Annotated in this window: 15 protein-coding genes; 8 read left to right on the forward strand and 7 right to left on the reverse strand. The window is 74.8% G+C overall.

The annotated features are described in order from the left end of the window. Positions 1-66: 66 nt before the first annotated feature. Genes FHR36_RS25785 through FHR36_RS25795 form a run of 3 tightly spaced genes read right to left on the reverse strand, consistent with a single transcriptional unit; the run spans position 67 to position 4,873 of the window. A complete protein-coding gene (locus FHR36_RS25785; protein WP_253800793.1) occupies positions 67-1,038 on the reverse strand; it encodes a threonine ammonia-lyase in 972 nt (323 codons plus the stop codon). Then, entirely contained in the window at positions 1,035-2,537 is a 1,503-nt protein-coding gene (locus tag FHR36_RS25790; protein WP_253800796.1) for an amino acid adenylation domain-containing protein, read from the reverse strand. Before FHR36_RS25790 ends, FHR36_RS25785 begins: the two co-directional genes overlap by 4 nt. Next, complete coding sequence (locus FHR36_RS25795; RefSeq protein ID WP_253800798.1) at positions 2,537-4,873, reverse strand: lantibiotic dehydratase; 2,337 nt, start codon at positions 4,871-4,873, stop codon at positions 2,537-2,539. Before FHR36_RS25795 ends, FHR36_RS25790 begins: the two co-directional genes overlap by 1 nt. A gap of 219 nt (positions 4,874-5,092) precedes the next feature. Between FHR36_RS25795 and FHR36_RS25800 the strand changes: the two genes are divergently transcribed. The 3 genes from FHR36_RS25800 (at position 5,093) to FHR36_RS25810 (ending at position 7,042) form a co-directional block, all read left to right on the forward strand. Then, on the forward strand, positions 5,093-5,311 hold the full coding sequence (locus tag FHR36_RS25800; RefSeq protein ID WP_253800799.1) for an MbtH family protein: 219 nt from the start codon (positions 5,093-5,095) through the stop codon (positions 5,309-5,311). Positions 5,312-5,398: 87 nt separating this feature from the next. Next, entirely contained in the window at positions 5,399-6,133 is a 735-nt protein-coding gene (locus FHR36_RS25805; protein WP_253800800.1) for a 4'-phosphopantetheinyl transferase family protein, read from the forward strand. A gap of 165 nt (positions 6,134-6,298) precedes the next feature. Beyond that, entirely contained in the window at positions 6,299-7,042 is a 744-nt protein-coding gene (locus FHR36_RS25810) for a class I SAM-dependent methyltransferase (RefSeq protein WP_253800801.1), read from the forward strand. Between the two features lie 28 nt (positions 7,043-7,070). Here FHR36_RS25810 and FHR36_RS25815 read toward each other — a convergent pair whose 3' ends face one another. The 3 genes from FHR36_RS25815 to FHR36_RS25825 form a co-directional block, all read right to left on the reverse strand. Then, complete coding sequence (locus FHR36_RS25815; protein ID WP_253800804.1) at positions 7,071-8,033, reverse strand: WGR domain-containing protein; 963 nt, start codon at positions 8,031-8,033, stop codon at positions 7,071-7,073. A 118-nt stretch (positions 8,034-8,151) separates the two neighbouring features. Beyond that, entirely contained in the window at positions 8,152-8,775 is a 624-nt protein-coding gene (locus tag FHR36_RS25820; RefSeq protein ID WP_253800806.1) for a hypothetical protein, read from the reverse strand. A gap of 141 nt (positions 8,776-8,916) precedes the next feature. After that, a complete protein-coding gene (locus FHR36_RS25825) occupies positions 8,917-10,461 on the reverse strand; it encodes an LCP family protein (protein WP_253800809.1) in 1,545 nt (514 codons plus the stop codon). A 210-nt stretch (positions 10,462-10,671) separates the two neighbouring features. Between FHR36_RS25825 and FHR36_RS25830 the strand changes: the two genes are divergently transcribed. Then, the gene (locus FHR36_RS25830; protein WP_253800811.1) at positions 10,672-11,076 is read left to right on the forward strand and encodes a BlaI/MecI/CopY family transcriptional regulator; all 405 of its coding nucleotides are present in this window, start codon (positions 10,672-10,674) and stop codon (positions 11,074-11,076) included. Positions 11,077-11,078: 2 nt separating this feature from the next. Next, positions 11,079-12,017 carry a M56 family metallopeptidase gene (locus FHR36_RS25835; protein ID WP_253801909.1) on the forward strand — a complete coding sequence of 313 codons (939 nt, stop codon included), beginning with the start codon at positions 11,079-11,081 and terminating at the stop codon, positions 12,015-12,017. 20 nt (positions 12,018-12,037) lie between these two features. Here the strand turns inward: FHR36_RS25835 and FHR36_RS25840 are convergent, their stop codons facing one another. Beyond that, the gene (locus FHR36_RS25840) at positions 12,038-12,715 is read right to left on the reverse strand and encodes a LysE family translocator (protein WP_253800814.1); all 678 of its coding nucleotides are present in this window, start codon (positions 12,713-12,715) and stop codon (positions 12,038-12,040) included. An 86-nt stretch (positions 12,716-12,801) separates the two neighbouring features. On the opposite strand from FHR36_RS25840, the gene FHR36_RS25845 reads away from it, so the two are divergent. The 3 genes from FHR36_RS25845 to FHR36_RS25855 all read left to right on the forward strand — a co-directional run bounded on the left by FHR36_RS25845 (position 12,802) and on the right by FHR36_RS25855 (position 17,266). Continuing rightward, positions 12,802-14,214, forward strand: coding sequence for an aminotransferase-like domain-containing protein (locus FHR36_RS25845; RefSeq protein ID WP_253800817.1), 1,413 nt, complete (start codon positions 12,802-12,804; stop codon positions 14,212-14,214). A 9-nt stretch (positions 14,215-14,223) separates the two neighbouring features. After that, positions 14,224-14,874: an HAD family hydrolase gene (locus FHR36_RS25850; RefSeq protein ID WP_253800819.1), complete on the forward strand. Its 651-nt coding sequence runs from the start codon at positions 14,224-14,226 to the stop codon at positions 14,872-14,874. A gap of 154 nt (positions 14,875-15,028) precedes the next feature. After that, entirely contained in the window at positions 15,029-17,266 is a 2,238-nt protein-coding gene (locus FHR36_RS25855; protein ID WP_253800821.1) for a Hint domain-containing protein, read from the forward strand. Positions 17,267-17,274: the final 8 nt, after the last annotated feature.

The raw sequence follows: 17,274 nt of genomic DNA on the forward strand, positions 1-17,274 counted from the left end.
GCGGGTGGTCGGGGTGGCGCAGGTGCGGGAGTGCGGGGTTTCGGAGTGCGGGACGCGCGTCGGCGGTCAGGCCCGGACGGGCGGGCGGCAGCGGGCGGCGGCGGCGTGCAGGGCGGCGGCGGTGTTGCCGCCGGAGACCACGGCGACCGCCGGGCGGGTCCGGGTGGCCCGGCCGTCGCGCCGGGCGCGCAGGGCGCCGGCCAGGGCGACCGCGCCGCTGGGTTCGGCCTCGACGCCGTGGCGGCCGAGCAGGTCGACGGCGGCGAGGATCTCGGTGTCGGTCACGGCGATCAGTTCGTCGACCCGGTCCCGGATGATCGGGTAGGTCACGGTGCCGGGCTGCTGTCCGCGCAGCCCGTCGGCGACCGTCGCGCTGGGCGGCAGCCGCAGCGGGCGGCCGGCGGCCAGCGAGCGGGCGTAGCGGGGCGTGGTGGCGGGTTCGACGCCGACCACCCGGACCGGGCGCCCGTGGGCGGCGAGGCAGACACCGGCCAGCAGTCCGCCGCCGCCGGTCGGCACGTACACCGTGTCCGCCTCGGGGACGTCCGCGAGGATCTCCCGGCCGACCGTGCCCTGTCCGGCGACGATCAGCGCGTGGTCGGAGGAGGGCACCAGGACGGCGCCGGTCAACTCGGCCAGCTCTCGGGCCCGGAGCTCCCGTTCGGCCACTCCCCCGGTCACCGTGACGGTCTCGGCGCCGAGCGCCTCGATCAGCCCGACCTTGGCCGGGTTGGCGCCCGCGGCGAGCACCACGGTGAGGTGGATGCCGAGCGGTCCGGCCAGGCCCGCCAGCGCGATGCCGTGGTTGCCGGAGGAGCCGGTGACGATCCGCCGGGCACCGAGCGCGAGCACCGCGTTGGCGGCGCCGCGCAGCTTGAACGAGCCGCTGTACTGCCGGTGTTCGGCCTTCAGCAGCAGTCCGGGCAGGATCGGCAGTACGGGGGTGCGGCGGACGTGCCCGGCGATCCGCTCGGCCGCCGATCGGACGTCGGCGGGGGTGACCTCGGCCGGGGTGAGTTCGGCGACGGGGGCGGTCATCGGATTCCTCCGGCTTCGGCGAGGGCCCGGCGGTCGGCCTTGCCGCTGCGGTTGACGGGCAGTTCGGCGAGCCGCTCGATCCGGCGCGGCATCAGGTGCGGCGGCAGGGTGCGGCCCAGGTGGGTGCGCAGCTCGTAGTCGGTGGTGTCGGCCAGGGCGCCGGTGACGTGGGCGACCAGGTACACCCGGCCCTGGGTGTCGGTGGCGGCGGTGACCACCGCGCCGGTCACCCGGGCGTGGGTGAGCAAGGCGGCCTCCACCTCGGCCGGGTCGACCCGGTAGCCGCGGATCTTGACCTGGCGGTCGCCGCGGCCCAGGTAGCGCAGCCCGTCGGGGCCGGCCGCGGCCAGGTCGCCGGTGCGGTAGAGCCGGCTGCCGGGCGGTCCGAGCGGGTCGGGGACGAAGCGCTCGGCGGTCCGGGCCGGGCGGCCGCGGTAGCCGCGGGCGACGCCCACCCCGCCGATGTACACCTCCCCGGTCGTGCCCTCCGGCACCGGCGCGAGGGCCGGGTCGAGCAACCGGACCACCACCCCGTCGACCGGCGTGCCGACCACGTCGGCGGCGGTGTCCGGCTCACCGGCCACCCGGTGGCGGGTGGAGGTCATGGTGCACTCGGTCGGGCCGTACTGGTTGACCAGGGCGCCGTCGATCAACGCCCGGCCGCCGGCGGCCAGGAACGGCCGCAGCGACTCGCCGCTGGAGACCGCCAACCGCACCCCGGCGAGCAGCCGGGCCGGGTCGGGCTGACCGGCCAGGAAGGTGAGGAAGGACGGGGTGACGCTGAGCAGCGTGTTCACCCCGTGGGTCCGGACGGCGGCGCCGAAGCTCTCCGGCCGCAGCAGGTCGCCGCGCGGCACGATCACCAACCGCCCGCCGGCCAGCAGCGGGGCGAAGGTGTCGCGGATGGAGGCGTCGTAGCCGAGCGGGGCGACCTGAAGGGCGACCGTGTCGGGGCCGAGGCCGTAGTCGCGGGCGACGAAGCGCAGGTAGGAGTCGAGTCCGCGGTGCTCGATCAGGACGGCGCTCGGCTCACCGGTGGAGCCCGAGGTGTGGCTGACGTACGCCAGCGCGTCCGGCCCGGACGGTCCCGTGGGGCTTGCGTCGTGGTCGTGGTCGGCATGCTCGTCGAGCAGCACCACCGGTCCGGGGACGGGCAGTTCGAGCCGCTCGGCCAGCGCGGCGGTGGTGATCAGCAGGTCGGCGCCGCCGCTGCGGACCAGGGCGGCCAGCCGGGCGGGCGGCTGCTCGACGTCCAGGGTCAGGAACGCCGCCCCGGCGTGCAGCACCGCCGCCATGGCGACCACGGCGTCGGCGCCGCGGGTGACCGCCACCGCGCAGACCCGCTCCGCGCGGGCGCCGCCGGCGTGCAGGGTGCGGGCCAACGCGGTGATGCGGTGGCCGAGTTCGGCGTAGGAGAGCTCGCCGTCCGGGGTGGTGAGGGCGGTCCGGTCCGGCGTCCGCTCGGCGTGTGCGAGGAGGTCGTCGACGAAGGTGCGCATCACGCCTCCGTCGCGGCGGGCACGGGCAGGGAGGGCACGGCCGTCTGGTCGACGGCGACGAAGCGCAGCTCCGAGGTGTAGGTGCGGCCCTCGTCGTCGGTCAGCCAGGCCTGCTCGGGGGTCGGCAGCATCTCGCTGACCTTCACCCGCGCGGCCGGGTCCTTGCGGGCCAGCCGGCGCATCGCCTTGGCGAGGATGGTGATGTACACCGGGCTCTCGAAGTCCACGTAGAAAGGCCGGGGTTCGGCCGGCGACACGACGAAGACGAAGCGCGGCAGGTCGAGTTCGCGCTGCCAGTTCCTGGCCCGGACGAAGCGGCCCGCCTCCGTCTTCTCCTCGGCGAAGGCGAACGCCTCGACCGGCAGGCTCCAGGTCTCCCGGGCGACGACCATCCGGTCGATGGTGATCCGGGGGGTGTGGTCGCCCTGCGGGCGCAGGGTGAAGCGGTCCATCACCCGCTGGGTGAGGGTGTTGGCGTAGACGTCCAGCAGCGGGTACGCGGTGCCGTCGGGCAGCACCGCGACCAGGGCGCCGTCCCGCTCCTCCACCGTGACGTCGGCGCTGAGCGCGGTGCGCGGCCGGTGGGGGTCGCCGGTCTGGTCGACCAGGGCGACCACGTGGTCCTGCGGCCGGTCCAGCGAGGGGCGGCTGCGGGTCGACCACTTCAGCGGCAGCTCCTTGGGCAGCATCGGCAGCAGCCGCGGGCCGGGGAAGTCGCGGGTGGTCTCGGCGATCAATTCCTCGCGGTCCGGGTGCTGGTGGACGAAGAGCGAGGCGCCCATGGTGTTGAGCGCGCAGTGCATCTCGCCGAGCACCAGGTCGAAGTCGCCGCCTTCCACCGCCTCCGGGCCGTCCGCCACCAGCAGGACGTCGGGGCTGAAGTAGCGGGCCAGCGACCAGCCGGCGCCCGGCTCCTCGAACTCCTCCCGGACCCGCTCGGCGATCTCGGCGGAGGAGATCCGCACCCGGCGCGCACCCTCCGGCAGGGCCAGGATCCGGCCCCACTTGGCGCGCAGCTCGGCCTGGATCGCGTCCAGGTCGGCGCCGGCCTGCGGGTACGGGGAGGGCAGGCACTCCAGCCAGAGCGTGCCGAGGTCGACCCGGCCGTTCGCCTTCAGCCGCTCGTACACCGCGCCGACCCGGGCGGTGACCTGCTCGGCGAAGCGGTTGGTCATCCACCGGGCGGCGGTCAGGCACTGCTCCAGCGGGGTGAGTTCGGCCAGCAGGGCGGTGCCGACGGTGGCGGTCGCGGCGCGCCGGCTGTCGGAGTAGACCAGCCCGCGGCACGGCGCGGTGCGGGCGCCCTTGGCGCGCTGGGCGTCGGTGCGGGTCAGCGCCGCGAACTCCGCCTCCAGCGCGCCGATCGCCGCGGTGAGCGCCTCGGCGTCCAGCCCGGCGGCCTGGACGGCGTCGCGGCCGCGCTCCAGCACGGCCAGCTTGGCGAGCGCCGGCTCACGCACCGCCGGATCGCCCACCCGCTCCAGTACGGTGCGCAGTTCGCGCTCCGGGTAGGTGCCGGCGGGCAGGTCGAGGCGCCAGTGCGCCCAGCGGCGGCCGACCAGCCGGCGCACCGCCTCCTCGGTCCGCTCCGGGTCGGCGCCCAGGGTCTCGGCGATCCGGGCGACCGTCCGGGTGCCGTCGCACAGGTCGAGCACGGCCCGGTCCTCGGGCGTGATCTCCTGCGGGCGGCGGCCGGGCAGCCGGACCTCGCCGTCCACCACGCCGACGAAGGACACCCGCACCGGCGGGATCCACGCCATCAGCGCCGGGTCCTCGGCAAGCGCCTTGGCCAGCGCGTCGATCGCCCAACTGGCGAAGTACACCCGCGAGTCGGCGAGGAACCCGGTGCCCGGGTCGACCGCGACACCCCGGCTCGCCAGGTTCCACCGGCCCCAGCCGACCGGGCCGAAGAAGCCGATCGTGTCGTTCTTCACGCAGAACCGCTGCCAGTAGTGCGCCACCAGCTCCTCGCGCTGGCGCGGCATGCTGGTGCGGCCGGCCACGGTCGGCGTCCAGTTCAGGAACGGCTCGATGCCGGTCCGCAGCACCGCCGGGTTCTGCCACGCCACCGCGGCCCGGAACCGCGGCATCGCCGCGATCTCCTGGAGCAACCGGGCGGTGTCGACCGCGGCGAGGTCGTACGCCTCGGCGAAGTCCTCCCACTCCGGACCGGTCAACCGGTCGTCCGGGCCGAACTTGTCGGCGGCCAGGGCCAGCTGGGACGGTGCCATGCGCAGCACGCCCTCCGCCGGGAAGCCGGGGCCGCGCAAAGCGAAGTGCTCCCACAGCCGCCACCCCCCGGCGGGCAGCAGCACGTTCTCCGGGACGTCCGACATGGGCGGCACTCCTTCCAGGGCAGGCGACTTCGGCGGCGCCGGCGACCCGGTTCACCCGGTCCGGCCGTGCCAGCACCCTGCCCGCCGCACGGGCCCGGTCGGCAGAGAAGAACCGGCAGCGACACGCGCTGCCGCCGCCGCGTCTGTGTCCCTGGGACCGCCGCGCGTACCGGGGCACGCTGGCCCTCGACCGAGCGAGCCCGAGGAGGATGCACCGCGATGAGCGACACCAGCGACAGCGACGACACCCAGTACCTGGTCGTGCACAACGACGAGGAGCAGTACTCCATCTGGCGGGCCGACCGCGAACTCCCCGCCGGCTGGCACGCCGAGGGCACCCGCGGCCCGCGCCAGAACTGCCTCGACCACATCGACCGGGTCTGGACCGACATGCGCCCGCTCAGCCTGCGCCGCCGGATGGCGGCCGCGGGCGCCTGACCGCCCCACCGCCCGCCGACGGGGCCCGGGACACCCCCGGGCCCCGCACGGCACTGGCACCGCCCGATCGGAGGACCCGAGTCCGTGATGACCTCGCAGCAGCCGTACGTCCCGACCGAGGTCGACGTACGGCGGATCCAGGCCGAGCTGCGCTCCCCGCCCCGGCGCAGCCTCACCGGCCCGCCGGCGGTCTACCTCGCCACCGCCCGCGGCCACGACGAGCACGCCGTCCGGCTCGCCACCGAGGTACTCGACACCGAGGAGCGGCAGCGCGCCCGCGCGTTCCGGCGGGACAGCGACCGCGAGGCGTACGTGATGGCCCACGCCGTCCTGCGCGGACTGCTCGGCTCCCACCTCGGCATGGACGCCGCCGCCCTGCCGCTCACCCGCGAACCCTGCCCCGGCTGCGGCGGGCCGCACGGCCGGCCGGCCCTGCGCGGCGCCGGCGTGCACTTCTCGCTCTCGCACAGCGGTGACCTGGTGATGGTGGCCCTCGCCACCGCGCCGGTGGGCGTCGACGTCGAACAGGTACCGAGTGCGCAGGCCACCCAGGACGTGCAGTCCATGCTCCACCCCGACGAGGCCGCCGAACTCCTCGCCCTGGTCGAACAGGACCGCCCGCTCGCCGTCGCCCGCGCCTGGGTCCGCAAGGAGGCCTACCTGAAGGGCCTCGGCACCGGCCTCTCCCGCAGCCCCGGCCTGGACTACCTGGGCACCGGCCCCGTCCCCGCCGCGTCCCCGCCCGGCTGGCTGATCCGCGACATCACCGTCCCCACCGGCTACGCCGCCGCCCTCTCCCTCGCCACCCGCCGTCCGGTCTGACCGGTCCGACCGATCTGACCGGTCCGACCGGACGGAGCGTCAGAACTGCCCACGCGCCCGGCCGATTTCTTCGTGTCATCCGCCAGTACGGCCACCGCCCGGCGCCGGAGGAGACTTTCGGCCACAAGCAGCGGACTCAAGCAGCGGTCAACGAGGGGGCGGCACATGGGCGTGCAGCAGTACGACGGGATCGGCGAGGCGTTCGAGGGCTTCAAGTCCCTTCCGCTGACCAGGTACGGGGAGGTCCCGAGCTTCCTAGGCCTGATCGGCGACGTCCGCGGCAGGTCGGTCCTCGACCTGGCGTGCGGCACCGGCTTCTACAGCCGCGAGGTGAAGCGGCGCGGCGCCACCGACGTCCTCGGCGTCGACATCTCCACCGAGATGATCGCCGCCGCCCGCGACATCGAGCGCCGCGAACCGCTCGGCGTCGACTACGAGGTCGGCGACGTCGCCGAGTTGAAGCCGTTCGACCGCCGCTTCGACCTCGCCCTGGCCGTCCAGTGCCTCAACTACGCCGAGGACATCGCGGCCATGGAACGGATGTGTCGCAGCATCCACCAGAGCCTGCTGCCGGGCGGCCGGTTCCTGGTGCTCGCCCAGAACCCCGACTACCGCTTCGACTGCGACTCCCTGGAGACCTACGGGTTCCGCTGCGAGCCCACCGGCGAGGAGATCGAGACCGGACCCCGCGTGCGGGTCACCGCCCTCCTCGACCCGCACCCGATCACCATCGTCGCCGGCGCCCCGCGCCGCGAGGTCTACGAGCACTCCCTGCGCGCCGCCGGCTTCCACGACCTGGAGTGGGTCCCCCTGCACATCTCCGAAGCCGGACTCCGCGCCCACGGCGAGGAGTTCTGGGCCGACCTGCTCGCCCACCCGCCACTGGAGATGCTCCGCTGCCGGGCCTGAGCACCACGGGGCGGACGCGGGGTGCGCCTCAGCCGGTCAGGAGGGGCAGCAGTTCGGCGAAGGACATGGTCGTGTCGGGTTCGAGGCGCGTCGTTCCGCCTCGGAACGACCGCACCTCCAGCCAGCTCTGCGGCGATGCCGTCGGCAGGATGTCCAGGAGCTTCCGGAGGTCGTCCGCCTGGTGGACCTTGAACTTCGGCGACGGACGGTAGGGCGAGGGCCGGATGTCGAAGCGCAGGTCCACCACGGGGTGCGGCGGCCGGGACCAGTCGCTGTGGGGCAGCGCGCCGTGCCCGTGGATCCGGGCGTCGACCAGCACCTCCGGATCCTCGTCCCCGATCTCGCAGTCGAAGATCGGGAAGGCCGTTGCCACCCGGGCCGCTACCGCCGGATGTGCGGCGCAGGCCCGCCCGAGCGCCGGCGAGCAGAACAGCGCGTGGTCGAAGGACCCCACCGGCGTCGGAAGCTCAACCTTGTGGTGGGACCTGCCGTCGAAGGCCAGGTCCCGCCTGGCGGACAGGAACTCCAGGAACGGGGCGACGGTGTCGGCGCGGTGGCTGCTCGCCCGAACGGTGAAGCGGACCGCGCTGCGCCCGTTCTCCCGCAGCACGTAGTACTCGTGGAAGCCCCTCGGGTGGTCGGGCGCGTGGGCGCAGCCGTACACCTGGTCGAAGCCGTCGATCGGCCGGTACCGGGGGACGGGCGCGTGGGGGCGGGTGGCGCCGGCGAGGATGTCGAGGACCGGCGTCTCGACGTCGGACTCCGCCGGATCGCGGGGAGGGTCGACCTCGACGAATCCCTTGCGCAGACGGTCGTTGATCTTGCGGGCCGCGTGGCGCCGCGCCTGCTCCGTGTCGTCGAGCGTCGATGTGCCGGCCTTGCCCGGCGTCCGGTCGGAGCCCCATCTGAGGAAGCAGCGGATCCCTTCCTGTCGGATCTCCCAGTAGTCGAGCGTGGCCGCCTGCCGCTCGAACCGCCGCCATCGGGTCATGCGGGTGACCCTATCGCCCGGTCGCACCGGAGAGCAGGTCAGGCGGTCAGGCCGTCAGGCGGTCAGCCGGTCAGGCGGTCAGCCGGTCAGGCGGTCAGGCCGTCAGGCGGTCAGCCGGTCAGGCGGACGGCCCCGGGGGCAGCTGGTCGACGAGGAAGGGGAGCATGCCCCGTTCCAGCAGGGCCGAGCGCCAGGCTTCGCGGGCGCGCCAGAGGGCGTCGTCGGCGAGTGATTCGGCGGCGCCGCCGGGGGGACGGCGGGCGGCGGCGGTGAGCAGGCCGATCACCCCGGCCAGGGCGCTGGTGGCGGCAACGACAGCGGCTGCCGCGCCGGCGTGCCAGAGCGCGAGGCCGAGGGTCCGCTGGGAGGGGACGAGGCCGAGCATGGCGCCGAGCAGGAAGAAGATCGCCCCGGCGCTGCCGGTGAGGATGGGCACGATCAGCGCGAGAACGCCGAGCCAGCCGGAGGAGTTCTCCGTGGTGGACGGGCGGTCCGGGGGCGGGGCGGCTTCCGCCGCGGTGCGCAGTCGTGCGTAGGCGGCGTATTCGGGCGCGGCGCCGGCCAGGATCTCGGGGACGGACCGGCGGGCGAGGGCCCGCAGGCGTTCGCTCTCCGCACCGTCGGCGCCGGCCGCCCCGGCGGCGCGCAGCGCGTCGCGGACGGGTTCGCGGGTCAGTGCGCGGTTGAGGGCCCGTTCGAAGTCGGCCCGGTCCTGCTGCGAGAGGCGTGGTGGTACGTCCATGGGTCCCCCGGGGTGCTGCCCGGCTTGGGTCGCCGGTGGTGTCGGTGGTCGAACGGGCAGGTCACGTACGGCACATCAGGTGGGGCGGGTCACGAACGGCGGGTCACCGGGTGCCGGTGGCCCGCCGCTCGTGGGGAGTTGCTAGCCGTACGAGAGGTCGGCGCAGGGGTCGTCGTCGGCGGAGCGGGCGGCCTGGGTGACGCTGGTGGGCAGCGGTCCGGGCGGGGGCGGGGCGACGGACGCGCCGGCTTCGGCGCCGCCGGTGGCGAAGTCGGCGCCGAGCACCAGGGCGAGGCCGGCCTTGGTGCCGGCTTCCAGCGTGGCGCCGGGGAAGAGGGCGGCGACCTGCTCGGCCTTGGCCTTCTCGCCGGGCCCGTACTCGACGACGGTGGTGCGGTGGTCGCGGGTGGAGGCGTTGGCCTTGCCGCTCACGGTGAAGTCGGCGGCTTCGAGGAGTGCGGCGGCGCGGGTGGTGAGTCCGCCGGTGGTGGTGCCGTTGTAGACCGCGACGGGAGTCCCGCCGCCGTGAACCGCGGTGGCGGGGGCGGTGGTTGGGCTGGGGGTGGGGGCGGGCGCGGAGGGGCCGGGGCTGCCGGCGTCCTGGCCGTCGAGGGTCCGGTCGGCCTTGAGGGCGGCCCAGAGCTGGTCGGCGTCGGGGTGGAGGACGGCGACCCGGGCGCCCTGGTAACGCCAGGGCATGGTGACGAACTTCATGTCGTGCAGGTCGATGTCCTTGAGGGACATCGCGAAGCCGAGGAGCTTCTGGGCGGAGCCGAGGCCGGGGTCGACGGTGAGCGACTTGGTCGCGGCGTCGGCGAGCGGGAACAGCGTGGTCGGGTCCATGCCGCGGCTCTTGACGTCCTTGGCGAGCGCCGAGAGGAAGGCCTGCTGGCGCTTGGTGCGGCCGATGTCGGAGCCGTCGCCGATGCCGTGCCGGAGCCGGACGTAGTCGAGGGCCTGCTGGCCGGAGACCTTCTGCAGGCCCTGCGGGAAGATCTCCTTGCCCTTGTGGCCCAGGTTGGGGTTGAGGTCGCCCTCGTAGACCGCCTTGGGCACGCAGACGGTGACGCCGCCGACGGCACTGGTCATCGCCGCGAAGCCCTGGAAGTTGACCACGATGGTGTGGTCGATCCGCAGGTTGGTCATCTTCTCGACGGTGTTCTGGGTGCAGGCGGGGTTGCCCTGGGACGTGTTGCCCACCGAGAAGGCGCTGTTGAACATCACGCCGGTCTGCGGCTTGGTCCAGGTCTTGTTGGGGAGCATGCAGGGCGGGATGTCGACCAGCGAGTCGCGCGGGATCGAGACGCCGACCGCGTGCCGGTGGTCGGCGTACACGTGGAGCAGGATGGTGGTGTCGGAGCGGGCGCCGTCGTCGTCACCGCCACCGAGGTCCTTGTTGGCGCCGTCGCGGGAGTCGGAGCCGATCAGCAGCAGGTTGACCGGGGTGTGGCCGTTCGCGTCGGGCGAGGAGGCGTCGGGACGGTCCTTGCTGAGGCCGCTGCCGTCGAAGGTGGAGAGGTTGCCGTTGAGGCGCCAGTAGACCAGCGCGCCGGCGAGCACCACCAGAGCGAGGACGGCCGCCGTGATCCACGCCGCGATCTCCTTGCGCGACCGCCGCCGTTTGTCCTTCCGTCGACCGACCGGGGACGCCCCGGCCTCCGGGTCCCGTGCCTTGTGGCCTGCCATCCGCCCACCCTTCGCCAGCGTCGAGCCGCCGGCCGACTCGATCCGAGTTCTACACTCGTGTAGAGGTCCAGCGAAGGATACAAACCGAAACCCGCGGAGTCACACCGGGTCGCCCGCTCCGACCGTCGGACGGCCGTCACCGGGACCTCACTAGGATGGGAAACCGCGACCGGACGACCCCCGCCGGACGTACCTGGAGGGAGACGGGCCATGGCCCAGGACAGCGACGAGAACGCCGACTCCCCCCGCACCCGTCGCCGCGGACAGGGCGAGCTGGAGGCTCAGGTACTCGCCGCTCTCAAGGCCGCCCCCGGACCGGTGCCGGCCGGCTGGGTCCAGCAGCGCATCCCCGGCGGCCTCGCCTACACCACCGTGATGACCATCCTCTCCCGCCTCGAGGCCAAGCGGGCCGTCTCCCGCACCCGCGCCGGCCGCGCCTACGCCTGGAGCGCCGCCTCCGGACCGGCCGACCTGACCGCCCTGCGGATGCGCCGCCTCCTGGACAACGAGACGGACCGCGATGCGGCACTGGCCAGTTTCGTCTCGACCCTCTCCCCGCACGACGAGGAACTGATCCGCGGCCTGCTCGCCGCCGCGGACGAGAAGCGGCGGTGACCATGGGCGTGTTCGTCTTCCTCCCGCTGATCCTGCCGCTCACCGCGCTGCCGATCTCCCGGCTCGCCGCCCAGCACCTCCACCCGCGCGCCGCCACCCGCCTGATGACCACCATCAGCGTCGCGATGGCCCTGTGCAGCGCGGTCTGCCTCGGCCTGCTCGGCGTGGTCGGCACCGCCCAGATCCCCGGCAACCCGCTGCCCGACAGCTGGTCCGACCCCGAGGTCAGGGCCGCCGTCCCGTTCCACGAGGAGGTCGGCACCGCTGCGCTGATCGCCCTCGCCCTGGTCCTGCTCACGGTGGCCGCCACCGCGCTGAGACACCTGCGCGTCCGGGTCCGGGCCCGCCGGGTGCTCAGCACCGTCCCCGGCACCACCGGACCCGCCGTCACCCGCGACGACGAGCCGTACGCCTACGCGCTGCCCGGCCGGCCCGGGCGGATCGTCGTCTCCACCGGGATGCTCGACAGCCTGGACGAATCCGAACGGCGCGCCCTGTTCGCCCACGAGCAGGCCCACCTGACCGACCGCCACCACCGGGTCCGGCTCGCCACCCAACTCGCCTCCGCCGTCAACCCGTTCCTGCGGCCGCTGCAGCACGCCGTCGCCTACACCACCGAGCGCTGGGCCGACGAGGAGGCCGCCGCCGCGGTCGGCGACCGCCGGCTCACCGCCCGCGCCGTCGCCAAGGCCGCCCTGGTCTCCCACCGCGGCCCCGGCCACCCGCTTCCCGCCTTCGCGGCGCCCGGCCCCGGGCCCGTCCCGCGCCGGATCGCCGCCCTCCTCGGGCCCGCCCCCGACGACGCCCCCTGGCCCCCGGCCCGCAGCCCGGCCGGCCTCGCCGCGATGGTCGCCGCCGCGGGCACCGCCGCGTCCGCCCTCTCCGCCCTCAACGCCGCGGTCGCGCTCCTCCTGGTCCTCAAGGCCGCTACTCCGTTGTAGGGCCCGCCCCGGCGGGCAGGTCAGACCGCGACCGCCTTGGCGCGGTCGGCGGCGATGCGGACGGCGAGGCCGGCCAGCACGGTGCCCATGGCGTAGCGCTGGATCCGCAGCCAGGCGGGGCGGCGGGCCAGGAAGCCGGCGATGCCGCCCGCGCCGAGGGCGATCAGGCCGTTGACGGTGACCGCGATCGCGATCTGGGTGAGGCCGAGCAGAAAGCTCTGCGCCGCGACGTGGCCGCGGGCCGGGACCACGAACTGGGGCAGCAGCGAGAGGTACATGACGGCGATCTTCGGGTTGAGCAGGCAGGTCAGGAAGCCCATCGCGAACAGCCGCCGCGGCCGGTCCGGGGGGAGCTGTTGCGGCGCGAACACCGCGGTGCCGCCGGGCTTGACCGCCTGCCAGGCGAGCCGGAGCAGGTAGGCCGCGCCGGCCAGTTTGATCGCGGTGTAGAGCACGGGCACCACGGCGAAGAGTGCGGCGATGCCGGCCGTCACGGCCGCCAGGTAGACCAGGAACGCGGTGGCGACGCCGGCCAGCGACACCAGGCCGGCGCGCCGGCCCTGCACGATCGATCGCGACACCAGGTAGATCATGTTCGGCCCCGGGGAGAGCACCATGCCGGTCGCCACCGCGGCGACCCCGAGCACGGCGTGTCCGTCGACGGCCGAGACGGGCCCGAGGCTGCTGAGTGCGTCCATGCGGCGAGGCTAGGCGGCCGATCGGTGTCGGTGCAATACTCACTTTGCCCTCGGTGCAATGAGCGTGCGATGAAGGGGATCGGCCGATGAGCGAGCACGACTACCGCCTGATCGCCGACGAGGTCGCCGCCGCCATCGACGCGGGACGGCTGCGCCCGGGTCAGCAACTGCCGACCCAGCGCGCGTTCGCCCGGCGCCGCGGCATCGCCAACTCCACCGCCGGCCGGGTCTACCGCGAACTGGTGGCGCGCGGCCTGGTGGTCGGCGAGGTCGGGCGCGGCACCTTCGTCCGGGCAGGGCGCGGTACGGCCGCGACCGTACCGCTGGCCGAGCCGGCCGCGGCCCGGGTGGACCTGGAGCTCAACTACCCCGTGGTGCCGGAGCAGTCCGCCCTGCTGGCCGCGGGCCTCGCACCGCTGCTGCGGGCCGACGTCCTGGACGCCGCGCTGCGCCCCGTTCCCGTGACGGGTACGGCGGACGCGCGGGAGGCGTTCGCCGCTCTGGCCGCCGGTACGACGACACACACGGCCCCCAGTACGACGACCGGTCCGGACCGCCCCGACTGGCAGCCCTCGCCCGACGACCTGCTGTTCGCCGGCAACGGCCGCCAGGCCCTGGCCGCCGCGCTCGCCGCACTCGTACCGCCGGGGCAGCGGCTCGGCGTCGAGGCACTGACCTACCCGGTGGTGAAGGCCCTGGCGCAGCGGCTGGGAATCGTCCTGGTGCCCCTGCCCGTGGACGAGCACGGCCTGCTCCCCGACGCGCTCGCCACCGCCGCCCGAGGTGGGCCGCTGCGGGCGCTCTACCTGCAGCCGCGGCTGCAGAACCCGCTCGGCGCCACCCTCTCCCCCGAGCGCCGTGCCCATCTGGCGGCCGAGGTGCGCCGCCTGGACGTACCGGTGGTGGAGGACGCGATCTGGTCGTTCCTCCACCCCGGTGCGCCGCCGCTGGCCGCGCTGGTGCCGGAGCGCACCGTCCTGGTCGACAGCCTCTCCAAGCGGCTGGCGCCCGGCCTGTCCACCGGGTTCGCCGTGGTGCCCCGCGGGCTGCACGGCGCCGTCGGGGCGGCGCTGCGCTCGGGCGGCTCGGCCCCGAGCGGGTTCGCGCTGGAGGCGGCGGTGCGCTGGATCGCGGACGGCACCCTGGAGACGGTCGCCGCCGCCAAGCGCGCCGATGCGGCGCAGCGCCAGGTGCTGGCCCGTCACCTGCTCACGGGCCGGCGGCTGCACGCCGACCCGACCTCCTACTACCTGTGGTGGGAGCTCCCGCCGGCCTGGCGGGCCGACACGTTCGTCGCGACCGCCGGGCGCGCGGGCATCGCGGTCACGCCGGCCGCCGCCTTCGCGGTCGGACCGCAGGCCGGCTCGTCGGCGGTCCGGGTCGGCCTCGCCTCACCGCCGGTGCCGGTACTGACCCGGGCGCTCTCCACCCTCGCCGAGTTGGCGGACAGCCTCCCCGAGGACCACCTCGACCGATCGGGTCGGCGGGGCGGCGGGTAGCCTGCTCCGGTGGCCTACCAGCTGGTGATCTTCGACAACGACGGCGTGCTCGTCGACAGCGAGCCGACGGCGCACCGGATCCTGTCCGACTACCTCACCGAGCTCGGCTACCCGACCACGCTGGAGGAGTCCTTCCGGTACTTCCTCGGCAACGCGGGCCGCAATGTGCACCGGGTGATCGCCGACCGCTACCGGGGCACCCTGCCGGACGACTTCACGGCCCGCTGCCACGACCGGGTGTTCGCCGCGTTCCGCGAGGGGCTGGCCGCCACCGCGGACGCCGGCGCGGTCCTGACCGAGCTGCGCCGCCGGGGTGTCCCGTACTGCCTGGCGTCCTCCTCCGATCATGCCTGGATCGAACTCGCACTGGAGCAGGCCGGGCTGCGCCCGCACCTGCCGGCGGAGCTGGTGTTCAGCGCGCAGGACGTGAACGGCGTGGGCAAGCCCGCACCGGACCTGTTCCTGCACGCGGCGGCCGCGTTCGGGGTGGATCCGGGCGAGTGCCTGGTGGTCGAGGACAGTCCCAACGGCGTGCTGGCCGCCCGTGCGGCAGGAATGGACGTGCTCGGCTTCACGGCGCTGATGCCGGCCGAGCGGCTGACCGAGGCCGGGGCGACGGGAGTGATCGAGCGGCTCCCGCAGCTGCTCGAACGGGTCTGACGACGCCCGCCACCGGTCCACCCCGCCCGGTGGCCGGTGGCCCGGAGGGCGCTTGACAGGGCGGGCGGGGTTCGAAGACTGAGGACGTGTCGGCCGGTACGGACGGGGATTCCCGGGTACCGGTCGGCGGCGGCGCGGAGGGGAGTGCGCGGACATGCAGCAGGACAGCGGCGAGGGGTCGCCGAGCACACCGTCGAACGGGCCCGACCCGTGGGCGCCGCCGAACCCGGCCAACCCCTGGGCGGCACCGACCGCGGCGGCGGCCGAAGGGTCGTCCGCGGCGCCGTCGGCGCAGCCGTACCCGTGGATCCCGCCGATGCCGACCCGGCCGCCGGGTCCGCCGCGGCGGGCGTGGTGGCGGCGGCGCCTCGTACTCGGCGTCGGGGCGGGCGGCCTGGCCCTGGCGGTGGCGGCCGGCGTGCTGGTGTGGCGGGGCGGGGAGGACGCCGCGGCGGCGGACGCCGCGAACCGGGCACCGTTCTACCTCGCGGTGTACAACCTGTTCGGCGAGCCCGCCGTGCACTACACCGGGTCGGCGTCCGGGGCCACCTCCTGGGACCTGACGGTGACCGCCGACGACGAGACCCTGGGCACGGTCACCTCCGAGGGGAACCGGTTCGACCTGCTGGCGGTCGGCGGGCGGACCTATCTCAAGCCCCCGTCCGGCCGGTTGGCCGACTACGCCGGCAGCACGCCCCGCGCGATGCTGGAGGGCAAGTGGCTGACCGGGAACCCGGCGCTGACCGATCTGGTCCCCGAGCTGCCGGGTTCGCCGTCCACCTTCGCGAGCCGGCTGTGGACCGCGCTGGACATGGCCCGGCACTTCCCGGCGGCGGGCGCCGCACCGACCCGGATCGACGGTCAGGACGCGCTCACCGTCTCCACCTCGCTGGGGACACTGGCGGTCTCGGCCACCGCCCCGTACCGGGTGCTGCGCATCGACCCGGAGCCGTCGGCCAAGAACGCCGCCGCGCTGGGCGGTCCCACCCGGATCCCGGTGGCCCTCGCCGCCGCGCCGGACGTGGTGTCGGCGGCCGGCCAGGGTCCGGGCACGGTGGCGCTGAGCCCGCTGGCCCCCGCCGAAGTGGGCCAGACGTACGACGCGCTGATCGACCGGACCAGGACGCTGAGCAGCGCGGTCGACCTCGGCGTCGGCTTCGACTTCAACCAGACCGGCAACCTGGCCTGTTCGGACTCGTGCACGGTCACCGAGCACGTCACCACGTCCACCGCGGCGGGCCGCAGCACCAAGCTGACCGGGAACGTGACCGCCGTGCTGAACGCGGACGTGACCCTCAACGGCGAGGCCGCCGGCAGCTGCAGCCAGACCGCCGAGCTGCCGCTGAACGGCAGCGGGACGATCAGCTGCGTGGACTCCGCCATCGCACCGGTGGTGGCGAAGATCAAGGCGCAGAAGCAGCAGGAGGCCGACCAGCAGGCGCAGGCCCAGGGCCGCAACGTCACCCTCCAGTACACCCTGGACTACCGCGCGCAGGTCTCGCTCACCGCCGTCGCCCAGGGCCAGGCCGAGGTCGACCAGGAGGTGAAGGGCCAGCAGACCCGCAAGGACCAGGCGGTCCGCACCGCCCAGGACAACGCCGGGCAGCAGCCGGACTGCGGCCAGGACAGCTTCCTCGCCGGCACCGGCGTGCTGGCCGCCGACGGTTCGGCGGTGCCGATCCAGGAGCTCGGGGCGGGCGACCGGGTCCGCAACGCGGTGGCCGGCGCCACCGACCTCCAGGCCCACCCGGTGGACGCCGTGGTGGTGACCGACACCGACCGGGACTTCGTGGCACTCGGCGTGGACGGCCCGCAGGGCGGCGGCGAGCTGGGGGTGACCGCGCACCACCTGTTCTACGACCTGACCACCGCCGCCTGGACGCCCGCCGCCGAGCTGCACCCCGGCGACCTGCTGCAGAGCACCGGCACCGCACGGGCCACGGTCCGCTCGGTGCACCCGTACCGGGGCGCCGCGCGCACGTTCAACCTGTCCGTCGCCGGGGTGCACAGCTACTTCGTGCTGGCCGGCGGCACCCCCGTGCTGGTGCACAACTGCCCGATGAAGCGCGACGCCAAGGCGCTCAAGGGCGTCAAGGTGCCGCGCACGTACGAGGGTCTGGACATCGCCCACACCCGGCAGAACCACGTGCCCGGCAAGGACGGCCTGGCGCCGGGCAAGGACGCCTGGCCGGCGACCATCACCGACCCGCAGCTGGAGGACATCGCCCGCCAGGCGCTCCGCAACACCCCGCGGGTGATCGGCTACGATCCGAACACCGGGATGGTGCAGGCGGTGGCGATGGTGAACGGGGTCCCGGTCCAGTTCCAGATCCCGCGCGGCGGCGGGCAGATGAGGTCGATCTACCCGCTGCGGCCGTGGCCCGGGAAGTGAGCCCGGCT

This window comes from Kitasatospora cinereorecta (genome assembly GCF_024172095.1).
Classification (GTDB): domain Bacteria; phylum Actinomycetota; class Actinomycetes; order Streptomycetales; family Streptomycetaceae; genus Kitasatospora; species Kitasatospora cinereorecta.